We start from the raw sequence: 20,433 nt of genomic DNA on the forward strand, positions 1-20,433 counted from the left end.
GAGCCATCGTCGACCCGCCGAGCCGAACGGCCGGTGAGCCGAACGGCGCGACCGCGGGCGATCAGTTCTGCCCGAGCATCCCGCGCATCTGCTGAATCTCGGCCTGCTGCGCGGTGAGGATGTTGTGCGCCAGCGCCTTCGCGTCGGCATTCGTGCCGTCGGCGAGCTCGGTATTCGCCATATCCACCGCGCCCTGATGGTGCGCGATCATCATCTGCAGCCACATCCGGTCGAAATCGGCGCCGGAGGCGTTGCGCAGCTGTGTCATCTGCTCGGACGTCATCACGCCGTTCATCGGATGGTTCATGGTCGCCTGCGGAGCGGGCTTGCCGAAACTGTGCAGCAGCGCGGCGAACTGCTCCATCTCCGGGGCCTGCGCCTTTTCCACATTCGCGGCCAGGGTGATCAATTCCTGATTCTGCGACCGGCCGGGCACCAGCTTCGCCATCTCCACCGCCTGCGCGTGATGCGGATACATCATCGTCAGGAAGCTGACGTCGGCGTCGTTGTAGTCGGTGCGGGTCGCGGTGGACGGTGCACTGTTGTGATTCATCCCGGGCATGTCGGCCATCGGCGAATGCGACGACGTGGCCGAGGGCGAGGGATTCGAATCGCCGGAGTTGTCGCTGCTGCAACCGGCGACGATCAGGGCAGCCGCGGCGAGGGCGGCGGCCGGCAGCATGCGGAGACGAGAAGTGAACATGATTGTGCTCCTGGGGAATTGCGATGGGCGAGGACCTGTCGGGCCGGTTATCCGCGCGCGTTCGCACGCCGATCCGGCGGGCCGGTCAGATCCGCAGAATCGCCAATTCGGCCAGGGAGAGCACGGTCCACGGCGGTGGTCGCGTGCGGCGGCGCAGCTCGAAGCGCGCGAGGCGCCCGGCGCCGAGTATCCGAGCGGCGCCGAGCCAGGCGATCACCGCCAGGCCGAGGGCCAGCGCAAGGGTCACCAGCACGAAAACGCAGGCGTGCATACCGGCGTGGGTGGTGCAGCCGTCACAGTCGGAACCGTCGGCTATCGCGGGGGTGCGCATCGGCGTGGCCTGCGATCGGTCCGCGGCCGGGGCTTGCTCGTTTCGGGCGGCCGCCGCCGCGACTCCTCCGGGCGCTGTGACGGCCGGGAAGTGGCTGCCGTGCGGCATCGGCGAAATACCCGGGGCGGCAAGCGAATTCGCGACAGCGGGCGAAGCTACCGTCGGCTCGACGGCGGCGCCCATCGCATGCCCGGTGGAGAAGACCACCGCGTGCATGACGGCGACGCCGATCAGCAGGGTCAGCACACCGAGCACCCGGACGAATCCGGGCGCGCGACGGAGGCGACCCATGGCGAGCACGGCCCCATTCTACGCATCCCTCGGTTACCCCCGGGCGGTATGGGTGGCGAAGATCATCCGGTCGCGATGTCCACGACCAATCGCACGGGCCGGTCCAGGGCGGTCACCGAGAACGGCGGCCGGTCGGCGTTCACGCCGATGAACGATTGTGTGGTGCCTTCGTAATCCTGGGCCCCGTAGACACCGGCGATGCCCGGCGCGCTCGGATCGGTGGCCGGGTTCGGGCCGCTGTAGGGCGCCACCCCGCTGTCCCAGGGATAGGCGGTGCCCAGGATCTGCACCTCGAGGATGGAGGTGCCGGCGATCTGCAGTTCCCGGCCGCTGCCGTTCTGCACCGCGCGATCGGTGTATCGCACATTCCATCCGGGCGCCCCGCCGGTGCCGCCGAACTGGTACACCACCCGGTCGTAACCGTCGTGGTGGCCGATGCGCACATCGGTCACGGTGAGCCGGGTGTCGGTGGCCGGGTCGGCCTGCTGCGGTGAGGTTCCCGAGGGCGGCGCCTGATCGGGTTCCGTGGTCGCCGTGACCGCCCCGGTCGCGGGCGGCATGGGCGTTCGAGTGGCCGGAGTGGAGTCGCCGTCCGAGCAACCCGCCAGCAGTACGAGCCCGGCCACCATCGTCAATGCCAGCCTGTTACGCATGGGGCCGATGGTATGCCGTCGGGCATCAGGGGTCGTGGTGACGACACGGCAACGGTCTAGCACACTGTAAGAATGCTGGAGGTCGACGACATACTGAGCCGATTGCGGCGCTATCCGGATGTGGAAGCGGTGAACCTCTACGCCGTCGACGCGGCGGACCGACTGATCCTCGACACGGCCGCGGATGTGCTCGCGGCGGCCGGACCGGGGCGGGTCGCGGTGATCGACGACTGTTACGGCGCACTGACTCTCGGCGCGGCGGCCGCGCACGATGTGCGCGACATCCGCGTCCACCAGGATCTGCTGACCGGTGAACAGGCGCTGGCCAACAATGCCCGCGCGATGGATCTGGCCGACCGCTACACCTCGCACGATCTCGGCCCGGAACTGCTCGAGGGGGTCGGCGTCGTGCTGTTGCGATTACCCCGCATGCTGTCCGGGCTCGCCGAGATCGCCGAGACGATCGCGCGATACGCCGATCGGGAGGTCACCGTGATCGCCGGGGGTCGCGACAAGTATCTGACGCCGGCGATGAACGACGTACTGGCGGAATGCTTTTCGAGTGTGCAGGCCAGCCGGGGCCGGCAGAAGTCGCGGACGATCACGGCGACCGGGCCGAAAACGCCGGGAGCGCCGCAGTTTCCGCTGCGTGACCACCTCGACGAACTCGCCCTGCAGGTGGTGGCGCACGGTGCGGCCTTCTCCGGGCCGCGGCTCGATATCGGCACCCGCTTTCTGCTCGAACACCTCGATCGGATGAAACCCGACGCCCGCGAAGCGATCGATCTCGGCTGCGGCACCGGCATACTCGCCACGGCCCTGGCCAAGGCGCGCCCGCACATCACGGTGGTCGGAACCGATCAGTCCGCGGCCGCGGTCGCCTCGGCCCGGGCCACCGCCGCCGCGAACGGCGTCGGCGATCGGGTGACCGTGGTCCGCGACGACGCGATGGCGGCGGTGGGCGACCACAGCGCCGATCTGGTGCTGTGCAACCCCCCTTTCCATGTCGGCGCCGCGGTGCACACCGGCTCGGCGATCAAGATGTTCTCCGAAACCGGGCGGGTACTGCGCCCGGGCGGGGAGCTGTGGACCGTATACAACAGCCATCTCAACTATCGTGGCGTCATGGACCGCCTGGTCGGCAAGACCGATGTGGTCGGGCGTAATCGCAAATTCACCGTGACTCGGTCCGTGTGTGGCCTGCACACCGCCCGGCGGGAGTAGATTACGGGCAGTACAGTCTGATATGTCCGATTTGATGTCCGGTTCGGGAACTTGCTCCCGGAGCGGATCGTTGGATACTCAGACGGACACGACGGACGTGGACCGCTACTTCGGAAAGGCACGGGACCTTGCGCACCACAAGTAACCCGATCTTCAAAAATTTGCCGCAACAACAGGGCGGTGGATACGCGGGATTCGGTTCGGCGGCAGCGGGCGCCGGGCAGTTCGCGCAGTACGGACAGCAGAGCCCGTACGGTGTCCAGCAGCCGTATCAGCAGGCGCCGGCCACCCGGCCGATGACGATCGACGATGTCGTCACCAAGACCGGCATCACCCTCGGCGTCGTCACCATCGCCGCGATCATCGCCTACGGTGCGACCGCGGCCAACCACGCGCTGGCCCCGCTGTTCGTGATCGTCGGTGGTCTGGTCGGCTTCGTGCTGGTCATGGTCGCCACCTTCGGCCGCAAGCAGGACAACAAGGCCATCGTGCTGAGCTACGCGGCCGCCGAAGGCTTCTTCCTGGGCGCGCTGTCGTTCATGTTCACCAATGTGGAATTCGGTGGCGTCGGTGGCGGCGGTCTGATCGCCCAGGCGGTACTGGGCACCTTCGGTGTGTTCTTCGGCATGCTCGTGGTCTACAAGACCGGAGCCATCCGGGTCACCCCGCGCTTCACCCGCATGCTCGTCGGCGCCATGATCGGTGTGATCGTCCTCATGCTGGGCAACCTGATCGCCGCCTTCTTCACCCCCGGCGGCTTCGGCCTGCGCGACGGCGGCACCGTGGCGATCATCTTCAGCCTGGTCTGCATCGCGATCGCGGCCTTCAGTTTCCTGCTCGACTTCGACGCCGCCGACCAGCTGATCCGCGCCGGTGCGCCGGAGAAGGCCGCGTGGGGCGTCGCCCTGGGCCTGACCGTCACCCTGGTCTGGCTGTACCTGGAGATCCTGCGCCTGCTGAGTTATCTGCAGAACGACTGATCCCGCGCCCGACAGCGGGTCCGAACACCGACGAGGTGGCTGCCACACCGGCAGCCACCTCGTCGCGTTTCGGAGGTGGCGGAAATCTCCGCGCGGGCCGTGCGCCGCGGCGACATTCAGGCGAGCAGTTCGGCCGGGAGCACATCGGTGGCGACGTGGTCGTCACCGCAGTGATCGGCCAGAACCGCGACTCCGCCCGCGTTGTTCAGTCGCAGCGGCAGGATCTCCAGATATTCCGGCGAGGCGTACCAGGCTTGTGCCGCCTCGTAATCCGGGAATTCGATGACGATCGCGACGGCATCCGTGGGGCCTTCGGCGACCAGCTGCCGTCCGCCGTGCACGATGAACTTCCCGCCGAACGGCGCCAGCGTCCCGTCGATCCGGCGCAGATACTCCACGATCTCGGCGTTGACATCCACATCGTGCAGGTGGGCCACAGCGTAGGCAGGCATCTCGAACTCCTCGAACCGAGTTGTGTTGACGCCATTGATATTTCCGCGCCACGGTAGTGAAGTCGATTACCCCCCGGGTAATGAGTGGGTCACTCGACCCGCCGCCCCGCAACGACAATCGACCGGCTCCCCACCTTTCGGTGCGGAACCGGCCGACTGATTTCGTGAGCACATGGGTAACTCGGCGGGCACGTCCAGACCTCAGCCAGGCGCCCACCCGCCGCCCCGCAACGCAGATCTCGCGGCACTCACCTGTCCGCTGAAGGCGCGGGGAGGCGGATCAGCTCAGGCGCTCGATGACCATGGCCATGCCCTGGCCACCGCCGACACACATGGTCTCCAGACCGAACTGCTTGTCGTGGGTCTGCAGGTTGTTGATCAGGGTGGCGGTGATGCGCGCGCCGGTCATGCCGAACGGGTGGCCGAGGGCGATGGCGCCGCCGGAGACGTTCAGCTTGTCCAGGTCCATGTTCAGCTCACGAGCCGAGCCCAGCACCTGCACGGCGAAGGCCTCGTTGATCTCGTAGAGGTCGATGTCGTCGATGGTCTTGCCGGCGATCTTCAGCGCCTTGCGCACGGCCTCGATCGGGCCCAGGCCCATGATCTCCGGCGACAGACCGGACACACCGGTGGACACGATGCGCGCCAGCGGGGTCAGGCCCAGCTCCTTGGCCTTGGTGTCGCTCATGATGACCAGCGCCGCGGCACCGTCGTTGAGCGGGCAGGCGTTACCGGCGGTGACGGTGCCGTCGGGACGGAAGACCGGCTTGAGCTGCGAGATCTTCTCGTAGGTGGTGCCGGGGCGCGGGCCGTCGTCGGTGGAGACGACGGTGCCGTCGGGCAGCGTCACCGGGGTGATCTCACGTTCGAAGAAGCCGGCCTTGATGGCCTCCTCGGCGCGGTTCTGCGAGCGCACGCCCCAGTGGTCCTGGTCCTCGCGGGAGATGCCGGTGAACTGGGCGACGTTCTCGGCGGTCTGGCCCATCGCGATGTAGACGTCGGGCAGATCGCCACCCTCGCGCGGGTCGGTCCAGCCGCCGGAGCCGCCCTCGGCGCGCTTGACGGTACGGGCCTCGGCCTCGGCGAACTTCTCGTTGTGGGTGTCCGGCCAGCCGTCGGAGGTGCCCTTCGGGAACCGCGACACGGTCTCGACACCGGCGGAGATGAACACGTCGCCCTCACCGGCCTTGATGGCGTGCAGCGCCATCCGGGTGGTCTGCAGCGACGACGAGCAGTACCGGTTCAGGGTCACGCCGGGCAGGAAGTCGTAGCCGAGCTGGGTGGCGACCACCTTGGCCATGTTGAATCCGGCCTCGCCGCCGGGCTGTCCGCAGCCGAGCATCAGATCGTCGATGTCGGCGGGGTTCAGCGCCGGAACCTTGTCCAGGGCAGCGCGGACCATCTGGGTGGCGAGGTCGTCGGGACGCATGGTCACCAGCGAACCCTTGCCTGCGCGGCCGATGGGGGAGCGGGCGAACGAAACGATGACGGCCTCTGGCATGAGGACTCCTTATATCGAGGTCGCCGAATCGGTCAGCCGACCGTTTCGGTACAGGGGTACGACAAATTCAACCCCGAATCTACGTCGCCGCCGTGTGGCTCGGAACACCCGGTCGGGACTGATCCCGTTCATCGAGTTCGCGCAGCAGTGCCGGGAGCAGATGCCGGGCCGCCAACGCGTACCCGGCCGGCGAGGGATGGAACCCGTCGGCGGAGAAGAGCACCTCCGGGGTGCTGCGGAAGTCGTGGCCGAGCAGATCGCCCATCGCGACGGGGGTGCCACCGGCCGAACGGACCGCACCGACCTGGGCTCGGGCCAGCCGCGCGCTCCAGCGGTGCACGACCGTGCTCAACGGCTGCGGGATCGCGGCCACGGTGCCGAGATCCGGGCAGGTGCCCACCACCACGACGGCGCCCGCCTCGTGCAGGCGTCCGACCGCGTGCCGCAGCCGCTGCGCCGAACGCCAGATCGAATGTTTCTTGGTGACGTCGTTGGCGCCGACCAGGATCACCGCGGCGTCCGGCGGCGGGCCCGCGATGAACATGGCGTCGACCTGGCCGGCCAGCCCCTTCGAGGTGGCGCCGGATATCGCCTTGGTACTCAAGCGAATTCGGCATCCGGTGGCATCGGCGAGACCGCGGGCCACCAGGACGCCGGGTACCTGTTCGGCGTCGGCGCAGCCCACTCCGGCGGCGGTCGAATCGCCGAAGATCATCAGATGCAGGTCGAACGGCACGCCCGCGCGCCACGGCTGCGGGGCCCCGCACTCGCGGGTGTACACCCCGTCGGCCTCCGGAGGCTTGGAGGTGTCGCGGCCTATCACGGTGCGCGCCGCGCGGGCCTGTGACATCAGCAGGCGGTAGGTCGCCCAGCCCGCGGTGCCCGCCCCCGAGCCGACCGCCACCCCGGCGGCCGCGCTCGCCGCGACGGTTCGCCACGTCCTGGAAGCCACCCGCCAACCTCCCGTCTCGCATCCGACGCTGTCACCGACCGGACCCTCCGCGGCGGGCTCGGCGCCCGAGGCGGTGCGAATCCGGTGCGGCCGCAGGCGCGCTCCCGGTCCGGTCCTACCGATTATGCGGCGCGTGTGACGCGCCGACCAGGGACGGGTCCGGTGCGGTCAGAAAACGTCGAATGCGCCGTGTGCGGGAATGTTGAGGTTGTTGGTGGTGACCGTGACCTCGATATGACCCGGTCCGGTGTTCTGGAACTCCGCGTACAGGATGCTGCCGTAGATACCGGAGACGACGTTCAACCGGTACTCGCCGGCCGCCCCGGTGTTGGTGTTGCGCCACGCGACCGTGGTGTCGACGTTGCACAGCGGGGCCAGCGGATACTGTCCCGGGCCCACACCCTGGATCGCCAGGGCCTGGACGTTGAACACCGCCCGCCCCGGCCAGTCGGGACTGGTATCGACCCAGGTCCGGATATTGCCCCCGCACAATCCGCCGTAGAAGACACTCGGCGTTTGGGGGAATTCGACGGTCTGTGCGCTGGCCGAGGCGGACGCGATGGTGGTCACGGCCCCGACGGTCGCGGCCACGACGGCGGCGGCGCGAGCTGTCTTCGGCATCCTCACGCCCCGCATACTAACCGCAGCGCTATCGCCTCGCTGGATCAAACGCAGCGCTCGCCGTACCAAACGCAAGTCGTCCGCCCGGCTCTGCGACGATGTAGCTATGCGTATCGCGAACCACGTCGTCGACCTGATCGGAAATACCCCGCTCGTTCGGTTGAACTCTGTGGTGGGCCCGAACTCCGGGGTGGTGGCCGCGAAGATCGAATATCTCAACCCGGGCGGCAGCTCCAAGGACCGCATCGCGGTGAAGATGATCGACGCCGCCGAGGAGCAGGGATTGCTGAAGCCGGGCGGGACCATCGTGGAGCCGACCTCCGGTAACACCGGGGTGGGGTTGGCCCTGGTCGCCCAGCAGCGCGGTTACAAATGCGTCTTCGTCTGCCCGGACAAGGTCAGCGAGGACAAGCGCAACGTGTTGCGCGCCTATGGCGCCGAGGTGGTCGTCTGCCCGACCGCAGTGCCGCCGGAGCATCCGGACAGCTACTACAGCGTCTCGGACCGCCTCACCCGTGAGATCCCGGGTGCGTGGAAGCCCGACCAGTACTCCAACCCGGGCGGCCCGGCCAGCCACTACGAGACCACCGGTCCCGAGATCTGGCGCGACACCGAGGGTACGGTCACCCATTTCGTGGCCGGTGTGGGCACCGGCGGCACCATCACCGGTGCGGGCCGGTATCTGAAAGAGGTGTCCGGCGGCAAGGTCAAGGTCATCGGCGCCGATCCGGAGGGGTCGGTCTATTCCGGCGGCACCGGCCGGCCGTATCTGGTCGAGGGCGTCGGCGAGGATTTCTGGCCCTCGGCCTACGACCCGTCGGTGCCCGACGAGATCATCGCCGTCTCCGACGCCGACAGCTTCGAGATGACCCGCCGCCTCGCGCGCGAGGAGGGGCTGCTGGTGGGCGGTTCCTGCGGTATGGCGGTGGTCGCGGCGCTGCGGGTGGCCGAGCGCGATCCGGACGCGGTCGTGGTGGTGCTGCTGCCCGACGGTGGCCGCGGTTACCTGTCGAAGATCTTCAACGACAACTGGATGAGCTCCTACGGCTTCCTGCAGACCCGGCTCGACGGCAGCACCACCGAGCCGACGGTCGGCGACGTCCTGCGCGGCAAGTCCGGCGCGCTGCCGGATCTGGTGCACACCCATCCGCAGGAGACGCTGCGCGACGCGATCGAGATCCTGCGTGAATACGGGGTCTCCCAAATGCCGGTGGTCGGCGCCGAACCGCCCGTGATGGCCGGCGAGGTGGCCGGCAGCGTCACCGAGCGCGATCTGCTGTCGGCGGTGTTCGAGGGCCGGGCGCATCTCACCGATCCGGTGTCGAAGCATATGAGCCCGTCGTTCCCGCTGATCGGGTCCGGCGAGCCGGTGTCGGCGGCGACCAAGGCGCTGGAATCCACCGACGCGCTGATGGTCGTCGAGGACGGCAAGCCGATCGGCGTCATCACCCGCCATGATCTGCTCGGCTTCCTCAGCGGGGCGGGTCTGCCCACACACTGATCCCGTTCGGCAGCCAACTGCCGAGTTCGCCCAACAGCACAGTTCGCCACGATCACCCGGCCGCGCACGCGAGCCGGGTGATCGCGTTTCCACGTGCCCCGGGGCGCGGGCGCCGGATCTGCCGGCCGTTCACCGTGCCGCGCCGCCCGCGGACTCCCTCCGAGGGCAACCGATCGGTCCGCAAACCCTGACTATCGACTGCATCACGGCGGGGGTTACCAAGCGTTATCGATCGTTACCGAACAGTTGCCAAAGGCTCGAAGAAGCGGACAAAACGCCCTCAAACGCAACGACACGCGTTATTTTTCTGTGATGCGCAGCACGTGCCCGTGAGGCGTGGATTCCCAGGTCAGCGCTATATAGCAAGTCGCAATCGATGCGAAACGCGAGTAGGCGCACCGTCTGTTCATTTCCAGTTCAGTTTACGTTCACCTACCGCAACCATCCTGTGACCTCGTTGGTTGTCAGACGCGAGTCTGAGTCAGTAGCCGGATCGTCATCCGAAAAAAGCATGCAGTGCGCGAGGTGAGTCCCACAGGGGCCCGCCCTGGTCCAGTGCTGCCTGCCGCAGGCCACCGAGGCCGACACACAGTAGGGAAGAACATCGAATGTCGAAGACCACGACAAGCAGTAGAGCCAAGGCGGTCGCGCGTACCGCCGGATCAGCCACCCTGGCCCTCGCCGCTTTCGCCGCCATCACCTCCGCCGGTGGCCACAAGACCGACGATGTGAAGCCGGCCGCGTTGGCATCCACGCTGATCGCCGCCGCCGAGAAGACCCAGCCCACCGCTGCCGCCGAGCCCATCGCCGCGGCCGCCCCGGCGCCGGCCGCACCCGCCGCCGCCATCCCGGCCCCGATGCCGGCTCCCGCTCCCGCGCCCGCCCCCGCGCCGCTTCCGCCGCCGCCCCCGCCGGCGCCGGTCTACCCGGACAACCTGGACGGCTGGATCCACAACGCTCTCGACATCATGGCCGCGCACGGCATCCCGGGCAGCTACAACGGCATCTACCGCAACATCATGCGGGAGTCCTCGGGTAACACCCAGGCCATCAACCTGTACGACTCCAACGCCGCCATGGGCATCCCGTCCAAGGGTCTGCTGCAGGTCATCGACCCGACCTTCGCGGCCTACCACGTCGACGGCACCTCCTGGGACATCTGGGATCCGGTCGCCAACATCGTGGCCGCCTGCAACTACGCAGCGCATCGCTACGGCTCGATGGACAACGTCAACTCGGCGTACTGAGCCGAGGCGACCGCGCCCGAGCGGGCATGACCCCGCTCACATCGATCCCCGGCCGGGGGTTCCCGCCTCGAGCGCCGCGGCGGCACGGATCTAGGCTGGTCGGCATGACCGACGATCAGCTGGGGTTCTCCACACGAGCCGTGCATGCCGGGTTCGATCCCGACCCGCAGACCGGTGCGGTGAACGTGCCGATCTACGCGAGCTCGACCTTCGCCCAGGACGGCGTGGGCGGGCTGCGTGGCGGCTACGAGTACGCCCGCACCGGTAACCCGACCCGCGCCGCGCTGGAAGCGAATCTGGCCGCGCTGGAATCCGGGAGTTACGGGCGGGCATTCTCCTCGGGGATGGCGGCCACCGACTGTGTGCTGCGGGCGACGCTGCGCCCGGGTGATCACCTGGTGATCCCGAACGACGCCTACGGCGGCACGTTCCGGCTCATCGACAAGGTGTTCACGCAGTGGGGTATCGAATACTCCGTGGCCCCGGTGTCGGATCCGGACGCGGTCGCCAACGCGTTGCGTCCCAACACCAAACTGGTGTGGCTGGAGACGCCGACCAACCCGCTGCTCAACGTCGGCGACATCTCGGCACTGGCCGACGTCGCGCACGGCGGCGGCGCGAAACTGGTGGTGGACAACACCTTCGCCTCGCCGTATCTGCAGCAGCCGCTGCTGCTCGGCGCGGACATCGTGCTGCATTCGACCACCAAATATCTGGGCGGTCATTCCGATGTTGTCGGCGGTGCGCTGATCACGAACGACGCCGAACTCGACGCCGCCTTCGCCTTCCTGCAGAACGGCGCCGGCGCGGTTCCGGGTCCCACCGACGCCTTCCTCACCATGCGCGGCATCAAAACCCTTGCGCTGCGGATGGATCGGCATTGCGACAACGCGGAGACCCTTGCCGGATTCCTCGCCGAGCACTCGGCCATCTCACAGGTGATCTACCCCGGCCTGCCCGAACATCCCGGAAATCCGGTGGCGCAGAAGCAGATGCGCCGCTTCGGCGGCATGATCTCGGTGCGGCTGCGCGGCGGTAAGCAGGCCGCGCACGACTTCTGCGCGCGGACCAAGATCTTCACCCTCGCCGAATCGCTCGGTGGAGTGGAATCGCTGATCGAACACCCCGGCGCGATGACCCACGCCTCGACCGAGGGCTCCGAACTGGAGGTGCCCGCGGATCTGGTGCGACTGTCGGTCGGTATCGAGGACATCAGCGATCTGCTCGCCGATGTGGAGCGCGCGCTGGGCTGACGCAGGGAAACGACGAACGGCCGCACCGGAATCGGTGCGGCCGTTCGTGTGGGTAGAGCTATATAAGGTATCCGGCCGGGCTGCTGCCGACCCGGCCGAATCTGCCGAGGAGCGCGCGCAACGCAGCCGCGGTGGTATCACCGCCGCTGCTCGCGTCCATCGACGACACCTTCCCGTCAGCTGTGGTACGGCTCCGCGCTGACCAGGGTCACCTTCATCATGTTGCCGTTGGGCAGGCGATATTCGCGCGTCTCGCCGACCTTCGCGTCGATCAGGGCGCCGCCGAGCGGGGAACTCGGCGAGTAGGTCTCCAGGTCCGATCGGCCCAGGCCCTCTTCGCGGGTCGCGATCAGGAAGGTCTCGGTGTCGGTTTCGTCGCCGTCGTAGTAGACCTTGACCACCGAACCCGGAAGCGCCACACCGGATTTGGTCGGCGCGACGCCGACCTTGGCGTTGTTCAGCAGCTCCTGCAGCTGACGGATGCGGGCCTCCTGCTGACCCTGCTCCTCGCGCGCGGCGTGGTAGCCGCCGTTCTCCTTCAGGTCGCCTTCTTCGCGGCGTTCGTTGATCTCGGCCGCGATGACCGGACGGTTGGCAATGAGCGCGTCGAGTTCGCTCTTGAGCCTCTCATGCGACTCCGGTGTGAGCCAGGTCACTTGCGTCTCAGTCATCTCGATCACTCCCTAGTAGTTGTTCCCGGCGTGCCGGGGTCCGTGATACCCGTCGCGCATGCGCGAGAACGTGTCCGCGCACAGCAACAGTCGACGGCTAGAGCGATCCGGGGGGATGTTCCTCGAACCCCGACGGTGCGCGGGCATTGTGTGCCCGGGAACCGGCAGCGCTGGCCGTCAATGCAGCAAACACGGCTCCGAGCGTTCGGAACCGTGTTCGCGCCATTCTAGCACGAATTGGATATGTGCAGGTAGAAGGCTTGAATGTGGGGGTGTCAGCCGGCCTTCAGGTAGGCCGGTACCTGATCGCTGCACCCGTAGATATTGCCGTTGGCGGGCCGGGCGGTGGTCCGCACCGTGGTGGTGAGTTCGACGGTTCCGCTGTCCGAGCCGGGGATCAGCACCTCGCGGCGCCCGATCTCGCTGCCCTCGGTGTCCATGCCCCGTACCAGGCACACCACCGGCTGCTCCGGATGCTTGCGGGTCAGCTTGAAGTGCACGGTCAGCGTGGAATCGTCGACGACGTCGTAGCCGAGTTGGTCGGGCTCGATATCCTTGGGACCGTACTGCCGATAACCCACATAGGCGACGATCAGCCCGAGTATCACCACCACGATGCCGAGTGCGATCGGAACCCAGCGGCGGTTGCGCACGGGACCGGTTCCGTAACGATTCGACACCCGATCGTTGCCTGCTCCCGTCGCCCCGGTCGCGGCGTCGGCGGTGCGCCCGTCCGGATCGGTCCGGTCGGACTGCGGTGCCGCCTCGCTCATGATGTGGTTGCTCCCGTGGTCGATCAGGGGGTAGGTCGGAACAAAAGACCGTCGGATGGAACTATAGGGAATGCAGTTCGGACACCCGCGTGCCGCTCGGGCACGGCGGACGGCTATGAGGTGAAACGGTGAGCAACGAGGTGAACGAGAAGTGAGCGGCAGCTTCGATCGGCCGCTGCGCCTCATGGCGGTGCACGCCCACCCCGACGACGAGTCGAGCAAGGGCGCCGCCACCACCGCGAAATATGCCGCGGAGGGTGACGACGTGCTGGTCGTGAGCCTGACCGGGGGTGAGCGCGGCTCCATCCTCAATCCGGCGATGGATGTGCCGGGCATTCTCGATCGCATCGACGATGTCCGCCGCGAGGAGATGGCGGCCGCCGCGAAGGCACTGGGCGTGCAGCACCGCTGGCTGGGATTCGTGGATTCCGGTCTGCCCGAAGGAGATCCGCTGCCGCCGCTGCCCGAGGGCAGTTTCGCGCTGGTGCCGCTCGAGGAGGCCACCGAGGCCCTGGTGCGGGTGGTGCGCGAGTTCAGGCCGCACGTGATGACCACCTACGACGAGAACGGTGGCTATCCGCATCCGGACCACATCATGTGCCACAAGGTGTCGATGGCGGCCTTCGAGGCGGCCGGCGACCCCGAGCGCTTCCCCGACGCGGGCGAACCGTGGACGCCGCTGAAGCTCTACTACAACCACGGTTTCAGCCTGCAGCGGCTGGAGACCTTCGCCGACGAGTACGACCGGATCGGTGAGCCGTTCCCGATGCGCGACTGGATGGAACGCATCCGCAAGGCCGCCCAGGAACACGGCGATGTGATGTCGCGGGTGACCACGCAGATCGACTGCGGCAAATACTTCCCGCAGCGTGACGAGGCCCTGCGCGCGCACGCCACACAGATCGACCCCAACGGCATGTTCTTCGCGATCCCGCTGGAGATGCAGCAGCGGTTGTGGCCGACCGAGGAATTCGAACTGGCCAGGACCCGGGTGCGCACCGCGATTCCGGAGAACGACCTGTTCGCCGGAATCCGGGACGCCGACGATGCGGAGGCAGATGACATGGTCGCCGACGATATGGTCGCCGACCGAGCGGTCGAGGGCACGGTTCGATGATGTCGATGTTGTACGCGCACACCGCGCTGCTGGCTCAGAACACCACCACGAACCCGACCGGTCCGGAATTCGGCAAGGCGTCGCCGCTGGGTCTGGTGATCATCCTCGTGCTGCTGGCCGGCACGGTGCTGTTGATCCGCTCGATGAACAAGCACATCAAGAAGCTGCCCGCCGACTTCTCCCGCGAACATCCGGAACCGGACCAGGAAGCCGACGAGGGCACCGAACACGGTGTCGCCGGCGAAGATGACGAGGCGGCAGGCGGCGATGCGGCAGGCGGCGATCGGGCGGAGCAGCCGCGCGACGGCGCCGCCAACGGATCCGGCCGCAGCGATTCGGGTCCGTCCACCCCTCCGCCGACCTCCGGTAAGGCCTCCTGAGATCCGCTGATTCGCCGCGTCGTCGCCGATTCGCCGCGCAATCGCAATCCGAGGCCGGTCACGGCCGCGGGCGGCGACGTCGATTGATGCTCTGATCTGCTTCGATGTTGCCCGGGTCATACGACCCGGCGCTCGCTCACGCATGTCTCGATACCGCGCTTCGGCGGGAATCGGCCGGACGACTCGTATGGGATCCCACACGATACGTGCGGGTAACCCTGCACGGCGTACACATTCGTGGAATAAAGGTGCACACTACGCGGAGCCGCGATACCTCGAATTCTGCCCATGCACCGGGCCTACGCTGTGGAAAGGAGTCGGCGAGTGTTCAGCCGCATCGCCATCGTGAACCGGGGTGAGGCCGCAATGCGCCTCATCCACGCCGTCCGAGATTTGGCCGCGGCGACCGCGCGACAGATCGAAACCGTCGCTCTGTACACCGATGTCGACCGGAACGCGACGTTCGTGCGCGAGGCCGATATCGCCTACGACCTCGGTCCGGCCTCCGCCCGCCCCTACCTGGATCTGAAAGCGCTGGAGAAGGCGCTGGTGGCAACCAAGGCCGACGCCGTCTGGGTCGGCTGGGGTTTCGTCGCCGAGGATCCCGCTTTCGCGGAACTGTGCGAGCACATCGGTATCACGTTCATCGGTCCGAGCCCGGACGCCATGCGCAAACTCGGCGACAAGATCGGCGCGAAGCTGATCGCCGAAGAGGTCGGGGTGCCGGTGGCGCCTTGGAGCCGCGGTGCGGTCGAGACGCTGGACGCCGCCATCGCGGCGGCCAAGGACATCGGCTATCCGCTGATGTTGAAGGCCACCGCCGGCGGTGGTGGTCGCGGTATCCGTGTCATCACCAACGAAGCCGAACTGGTCGACGCCTACGAGCGCACCAGCCAGGAAGCGGCCCGCGCCTTCGGCAGTGGTGTCGTCTTCCTGGAGCGGCTGGTCACCGGCGCTCGCCATGTCGAGGTTCAGGTGATCGCCGACGGTCAGGGCACCGCGTGGGCGCTGGGCGTGCGCGACTGCTCGGTGCAGCGGCGCAATCAGAAGGTCATCGAGGAGTCCGCCTCGCCGGTGCTGCGGCCCGAACAGGTCGCCGATCTCAAGGCCTCGGCCGAGCGGCTCGCGGTGGCGGTCGGTTACCGCGGCGCGGCGACCGTCGAATTCCTCTACCACCCCGGCGACGAGCTGTTCGCCTTCCTGGAGGTCAACACCCGCCTGCAGGTCGAGCACCCGATCACCGAGTACACCACCGGGTTCGACCTGGTCCGGGCGCAGTTGCACGTGGCCTCCGGCGGACGGCTCGAGGGTGAGCCGCCGGCCGAACGCGGGCACGCCATCGAGGCCCGCCTCAACGCCGAGGACCCCGACCGCGACTTCGCCCCGGCGCCGGGCCGCATCGCCCTGCTGGATCTGCCGGCCGGCCCGGGTATCCGCGTCGACACCGGTGTCAGCGAGGGCGACACCATCCCCGCCGACTTCGACTCGATGATCGCCAAGATCATCGCCTACGGCCGCGATCGAGAAGAGGCCCTGGGCCGGCTGCGCCGCGCGGTCGGCGAGACCCGCGTGATCATCGAGGGCGGCGCGACCAACAAGAGCTTCGTCCTGGATCTGCTCGACCAGCCCGAGGTCATCGACGCCAGCGCCGACACCGGCTGGATCGACCGGGTGCGCGGCGAGGGCCGATTGGTGGCCCAGCGGCACACCGCGGTCGCCTTGGCCGCCGCCGCCATCGACGCCTACGAGGAAGAGGAGCGGGCCGAGCGGCATCGGCTGCTGTCCACCGCCGCCGGTGGCCGCCCGCAGGTGCAGCACGAGAGCGGCCGCCCGCTGGACCTGAAGCTGCGTGGCGCGAGCTACCGCCTGCGGGTCGCGCGAGTCGGCGCGCACCGATTCCGGATCGGCATCGAGGCGGCCGGCGAGATCGCCACCGCGGACGTCGATCTCGAGCGTTTCGACCGCCACACCGGTCAGATCGTGGTCAACGGCACCCGGTATCGGCTGGTCACCGGCACGCACGGCCCCACCCACGTGGTGGATGTCGACGGCGTGACGCATCGGGTGAGCCGTGACGAAGGCGGTGTCGTGCGCTCGCCCGCGCCCGCGCTGGTCGTCGCCAAGCCGCTCGAGGTCGGCGACGAGGTCGAGGCGGGCGCGCCCGTGCTGGTCCTCGAGTCGATGAAGATGGAGACCGTGCTGCGGTCGCCGTTCAGGGCGCGCCTCAAGGAATGCAGCGTCTCGGTCGGCTCGCAGGTCGAGGCCGGCGCGCCGCTGCTGCGGCTGGAACCGATCGCCGACGACGATCAGGCCGACGAGGCCGCCGCGGTCGAGTCGGTCGAACTGGACCTGCCCACCGCGCCCACCGAGGTGCTGGCCCACGAGCGCACCGTGCGCGGCCAGGAGGATCTGCGCGGGCTGCTGCTCGGTTTCGACGTCGACCCGCACGACGGCGGCCGTGTCCTGACGGACTACCTGGCCGCGCGCCGCGCGGCGATCGCGGACAGCCGCCGCCCGCTCGCCGAGGAACTGGAACTGATCGAGGTCTTCACCGATCTCGCCGAGCTGAGCCAGTTCTGGGGTGAGGACGCCGGCCACGGCCACGTCCACAGCGCCCGCGAATATTTCCACACCTATCTGCAGAGTCTCGACGTCGAGCGGGCCGGACTGCCGGAGTCCTACCGGGCCAAGCTGTCGAAGGCGCTCGCGCACTACGGCGTCACCGACCTGGAGCGCACTCCGGAACTCGAGGCCGCGGTCTTCCGGATCTTCCTCGCCCAGCAGCGCCCGTCCGACACGGTCACCGTCGTCACCACGCTGCTGCGCGAATGGCTGGGCGAGCCGGTGCCGGATCGGGTGCTGCAGGAACCGGTGGGTCTGGCGCTGGAGCGGCTGGTGGCCGCGACCCAGGTGCGCTTCCCGGTGATCGCCGACATCACCCGCGGTGTGGTCTACGCCTGGTACGGCCAGCCGCTGCTGCGCCGCAACCGCGCGCGCGTCTACACCACGGTCCGCAAGCATCTGAGCCATCTGGACGCGCATCCGGACGCCGCCGACCGCGCCGATCGCATCGCCGAGATGGTGCGCAGCACCGAACCGCTGGTACGCCTGCTGGCCCAGCGGCTGGTGCGGGGCAACCCCGACAACACCGTCATGCTCGAGGTGCTGACCCGGCGGTACTACGGCAACAAGGGCCTGACCGACGTCCGCACCCAGGAGGTGGACGGCTGCACCTTCGTGGTCGCCGAACGCCGCGGTGTGAATCTGGTCTCCGCGGCCGTCAGTTTCGACTCGCTCGACACGGTGCTGAGCGGGCTCACCGAACTGGCCGGCGGCGCCGCCTCCATCGAGGCCGACATCTACCTCGGCTGGGAGAACCAGCCGGAGGACTTCGACGCGATGGCCGCCGCCCTGCAGGAGGTGCTCGGCGCCCGGTCGCTGCCCAACCAGGTGAATCGGATCACGGCCACCGTCGCGGGTAGCAACGGCGCGGTGATGCACCACCACTTCACCTTCCGCCCGTCGGCGACCGGTCTGGCCGAGGAGCGGTTGATCCGCGGCCTGCACCCCTATATCGCCGAGCGGATGCAGATGCGCCGCCTGCGCAAGTTCGATCTCACCCGGCTGCCGTCCTCCGACGAGGAGGTCTACCTGTTCCGCGGTGTCGCGAAGGAGAACCCCGCCGACGAGCGGTTGATCGCCTTCGCGCAGGTGCGCGACCTGACCGCGCTGCGTGACCACGAGGGCCGGCTGCTGTCGCTGCCGACCGCCGAGAGTACGGTCGCGACCTGTGTCGATTCGATCCGCCGGGCACAGTCGCGGCGGCCGTCGGCCAAGCGCTTCCACACCAACCGGATCGTGCTCTACATCTGGCCGCCGCTGGATGTGACCCGCGCCGAACTGGACACCATCGTCGGTCGCGTCGAACCGGCCACCGCGGGCGCCGGGCTGGAGGAGATCCTGCTCATCGCCCGTCAGCCCGATGCGCAGACCGGTGAGCTCGTCAAGCTCGTCGTGCGCATCCGGTTCGATGCCACCGGTAGCACCGAGGTCACCGTCGGCGAGCGCACCGACGATCCGGTCGAACCGCTCGACGAGTACCGCCAGAAGGTGCTGCGGGCCGCCGGCCGCGGCACCGTGTACCCGTACGAATTGACCAGTCTGCTCGGCACTTTCACCGAATACGACCTCGACGCCGCGCACACCCTCGTCCCGGTCGACCGGCCCAAGGGCCGCAACACCGCGGCGATGGTCGCCGGTGTGGTGAACACGCCGACCGACCGGCATCCGCAGGGCATCACGCGGGTGGTGCTGCTCGGCGATCCGACCAAGTCGCTGGGCGCGCTCTCGGAGCCGGAGTGCCGCCGGGTGATCGCGGCGCTGGATCTGGCCGAGCAGATGGAGGTGCCGCTCGAGTGGTACGCGCTGTCCTCCGGCGCCCGGATCTCGATGAAGTCCGGTACCGAGAACATGGACTGGGTGGCGGCGGCGCTCAAGCGCATCGTCGAATTCACCCAGGACGGCGGCGAGATCAACATCGTGGTCTCCGGCATCAACGTCGGCGCGCAGCCGTACTGGAACGCCGAGGCGACGATGCTCATGCACACCAAGGGCATCCTCGTGATGACCCCGGATTCGGCGATGGTGCTGACCGGTAAGCAGGCGCTGGACTTCTCCGGCGGTGTGTCGGCCGAGGACAACTTCGGCATCGGCGGCTACGACCGCGTGATGGGCCCCAACGGTCAGGCGCAGTACTGGGCGCCGAATCTGGCCGGAGCCCGCGATGTGCTGATGTCGCACTACGACCACACCTACATCGCTCCCGGTGAGCAGGGTCCGCGCCGCGCGCAGACCACCGACCCGATCGACCGCGACGTGTGCACGTTCCCACACAACGTGCCGGACAGCGATTTCACGACTGTCGGCGAGATCTTCTCCGCGACCGCGAACCCGGATCGCAAGAAGCCCTTCGATATTCGCACCGTGATGCGGGCGCTGGCCGACCAGGACCACGCCGTGCTGGAGCGCTGGGCGGGTATGGCCGATGCGGAGACCGCCGTCGTCCAGGACGCGCATGTGGGTGGTATCCCGGTCTGCCTGCTGGGCATCGAATCGCGGGGTGTGCCGCGGCGCGGCTTCCCGTCCACCGACGGACCCGACACCTACACCGCGGGCACGCTGTTCCCGCGGTCGTCGAAGAAGGCGGCTCGCGCGATCAACGCGGCCAGTGGCAACCGCCCGCTGGTGGTGCTGGCGAATCTGTCCGGCTTCGACGGATCGCCGGAGTCGATGCGCAAGCTGCAGCTCGAATACGGTGCCGAAATCGGCCGGGCGATCGTGAACTTCCGCGGGCCCATCGTGTTCTGCGTGATCTCGCGCTACCACGGCGGTGCGTTCGTGGTGTTCTCGAAGGCGCTGAACCCGAATATGACCGTGCTCGCGCTGGAGGGTTCGTTCGCCTCGGTGCTCGGTGGCGCCCCGGCCGCGGCCGTGGTGTTCGCCGGTGACGTCAACACCCGCACCGCCTCGGATTCGCGGGTGCGTGAACTGGAGTCGCGGGTCGCGAACGCGTCGGGCACCGAGCGCGCGGAGCTGTCCGCCGAACTCGACGAGGTCCGTTCGCAGGTGCGCGCGGAGAAGCTGGGCGAGGTCGCCGCCGAGTTCGACCGGGTACATAACATCCACCGCGCCGTCGAGGTCGGCTCGGTCGACGCGGTGATCAGCGCTCGCGAGCTGCGGCCGCGCATCATCGAGGCGATCGAGGCGCGTCTCGGCTGATTTCC

General features: G+C 68.2%; 17 protein-coding genes. 8 read left to right on the plus strand and 9 right to left on the minus strand.

Annotation, left to right across the window (positions count from 1 at the left end):
• Window positions 1-61 precede the first annotated feature (61 nt).
• The 3 genes from ACPCUW_RS03635 to ACPCUW_RS03645 all read right to left on the minus strand — a co-directional run bounded on the left by ACPCUW_RS03635 (window position 62) and on the right by ACPCUW_RS03645 (window position 1,978).
• The gene (locus tag ACPCUW_RS03635; RefSeq protein WP_064902069.1) at window positions 62-703 is read right to left on the minus strand and encodes a DUF305 domain-containing protein; all 642 of its coding nucleotides are present in this window, start codon (window positions 701-703) and stop codon (window positions 62-64) included.
• Between the two features lie 85 nt (window positions 704-788).
• On the minus strand, window positions 789-1,334 hold the full coding sequence (locus tag ACPCUW_RS03640; protein ID WP_423423660.1) for a hypothetical protein: 546 nt from the start codon (window positions 1,332-1,334) through the stop codon (window positions 789-791).
• A 53-nt stretch (window positions 1,335-1,387) separates the two neighbouring features.
• A complete protein-coding gene (locus tag ACPCUW_RS03645) occupies window positions 1,388-1,978 on the minus strand; it encodes an AMIN-like domain-containing (lipo)protein (RefSeq protein WP_104393322.1) in 591 nt (196 codons plus the stop codon).
• 72 nt (window positions 1,979-2,050) lie between these two features.
• Between ACPCUW_RS03645 and ACPCUW_RS03650 the strand changes: the two genes are divergently transcribed.
• Together ACPCUW_RS03650 and ACPCUW_RS03655 are read left to right on the plus strand one after the other, a co-directional pair.
• Window positions 2,051-3,202: a class I SAM-dependent methyltransferase gene (locus tag ACPCUW_RS03650; protein WP_423423661.1), complete on the plus strand. Its 1,152-nt coding sequence runs from the start codon at window positions 2,051-2,053 to the stop codon at window positions 3,200-3,202.
• Window positions 3,203-3,330: 128 nt separating this feature from the next.
• On the plus strand, window positions 3,331-4,182 hold the full coding sequence (locus ACPCUW_RS03655) for a Bax inhibitor-1/YccA family protein (RefSeq protein WP_030518176.1): 852 nt from the start codon (window positions 3,331-3,333) through the stop codon (window positions 4,180-4,182).
• Window positions 4,183-4,298: 116 nt separating this feature from the next.
• Here the strand turns inward: ACPCUW_RS03655 and ACPCUW_RS03660 are convergent, their stop codons facing one another.
• From ACPCUW_RS03660 to ACPCUW_RS03675, 4 genes are all read right to left on the minus strand, one after another.
• The gene (locus ACPCUW_RS03660) at window positions 4,299-4,634 is read right to left on the minus strand and encodes a DUF1330 domain-containing protein (RefSeq protein ID WP_063009421.1); all 336 of its coding nucleotides are present in this window, start codon (window positions 4,632-4,634) and stop codon (window positions 4,299-4,301) included.
• A gap of 280 nt (window positions 4,635-4,914) precedes the next feature.
• Window positions 4,915-6,135 (minus strand): acetyl-CoA C-acetyltransferase, encoded by a 1,221-nt coding sequence (locus tag ACPCUW_RS03665; RefSeq protein WP_063009423.1) that lies wholly within the window; start codon window positions 6,133-6,135, stop codon window positions 4,915-4,917.
• Between the two features lie 79 nt (window positions 6,136-6,214).
• Window positions 6,215-7,087, minus strand: a complete 873-nt coding sequence (locus ACPCUW_RS03670) for an SGNH/GDSL hydrolase family protein (protein ID WP_423423662.1) — start codon at window positions 7,085-7,087, stop codon at window positions 6,215-6,217.
• A 168-nt stretch (window positions 7,088-7,255) separates the two neighbouring features.
• Window positions 7,256-7,708: a hypothetical protein gene (locus ACPCUW_RS03675; RefSeq protein WP_227462953.1), complete on the minus strand. Its 453-nt coding sequence runs from the start codon at window positions 7,706-7,708 to the stop codon at window positions 7,256-7,258.
• A 106-nt stretch (window positions 7,709-7,814) separates the two neighbouring features.
• On the opposite strand from ACPCUW_RS03675, the gene ACPCUW_RS03680 reads away from it, so the two are divergent.
• From ACPCUW_RS03680 to ACPCUW_RS03690, 3 genes are all read left to right on the plus strand, one after another.
• Window positions 7,815-9,209: a cystathionine beta-synthase gene (locus tag ACPCUW_RS03680; RefSeq protein ID WP_030518171.1), complete on the plus strand. Its 1,395-nt coding sequence runs from the start codon at window positions 7,815-7,817 to the stop codon at window positions 9,207-9,209.
• 608 nt (window positions 9,210-9,817) lie between these two features.
• Window positions 9,818-10,456 carry a transglycosylase SLT domain-containing protein gene (locus ACPCUW_RS03685; protein ID WP_064923118.1) on the plus strand — a complete coding sequence of 213 codons (639 nt, stop codon included), beginning with the start codon at window positions 9,818-9,820 and terminating at the stop codon, window positions 10,454-10,456.
• A 104-nt stretch (window positions 10,457-10,560) separates the two neighbouring features.
• Window positions 10,561-11,709, plus strand: a complete 1,149-nt coding sequence (locus ACPCUW_RS03690; RefSeq protein WP_063017008.1) for a cystathionine gamma-synthase — start codon at window positions 10,561-10,563, stop codon at window positions 11,707-11,709.
• Window positions 11,710-11,885: 176 nt separating this feature from the next.
• Here ACPCUW_RS03690 and greA read toward each other — a convergent pair whose 3' ends face one another.
• Window positions 11,886-12,380, minus strand: a complete 495-nt coding sequence (gene greA, locus ACPCUW_RS03695; protein ID WP_030518168.1) for a transcription elongation factor GreA — start codon at window positions 12,378-12,380, stop codon at window positions 11,886-11,888.
• A 275-nt stretch (window positions 12,381-12,655) separates the two neighbouring features.
• The gene (locus ACPCUW_RS03700) at window positions 12,656-13,153 is read right to left on the minus strand and encodes a DUF4307 domain-containing protein (RefSeq protein ID WP_030518167.1); all 498 of its coding nucleotides are present in this window, start codon (window positions 13,151-13,153) and stop codon (window positions 12,656-12,658) included.
• A 184-nt stretch (window positions 13,154-13,337) separates the two neighbouring features.
• On the opposite strand from ACPCUW_RS03700, the gene mca reads away from it, so the two are divergent.
• From mca to ACPCUW_RS03715, 3 genes are all read left to right on the plus strand, one after another.
• A complete protein-coding gene (gene mca / locus ACPCUW_RS03705; protein ID WP_063017006.1) occupies window positions 13,338-14,270 on the plus strand; it encodes a mycothiol conjugate amidase Mca in 933 nt (310 codons plus the stop codon).
• A 5-nt stretch (window positions 14,271-14,275) separates the two neighbouring features.
• On the plus strand, window positions 14,276-14,650 hold the full coding sequence (locus ACPCUW_RS03710; RefSeq protein WP_423423787.1) for a hypothetical protein: 375 nt from the start codon (window positions 14,276-14,278) through the stop codon (window positions 14,648-14,650).
• A 324-nt stretch (window positions 14,651-14,974) separates the two neighbouring features.
• Window positions 14,975-20,428, plus strand: coding sequence for a carboxyl transferase domain-containing protein (locus ACPCUW_RS03715; protein WP_423423663.1), 5,454 nt, complete (start codon window positions 14,975-14,977; stop codon window positions 20,426-20,428).
• Window positions 20,429-20,433: the final 5 nt, after the last annotated feature.

It is taken from the genome of Nocardia sp. AB354, from assembly GCF_049538315.1.
Taxonomy (GTDB): domain Bacteria; phylum Actinomycetota; class Actinomycetes; order Mycobacteriales; family Mycobacteriaceae; genus Nocardia; species Nocardia nova.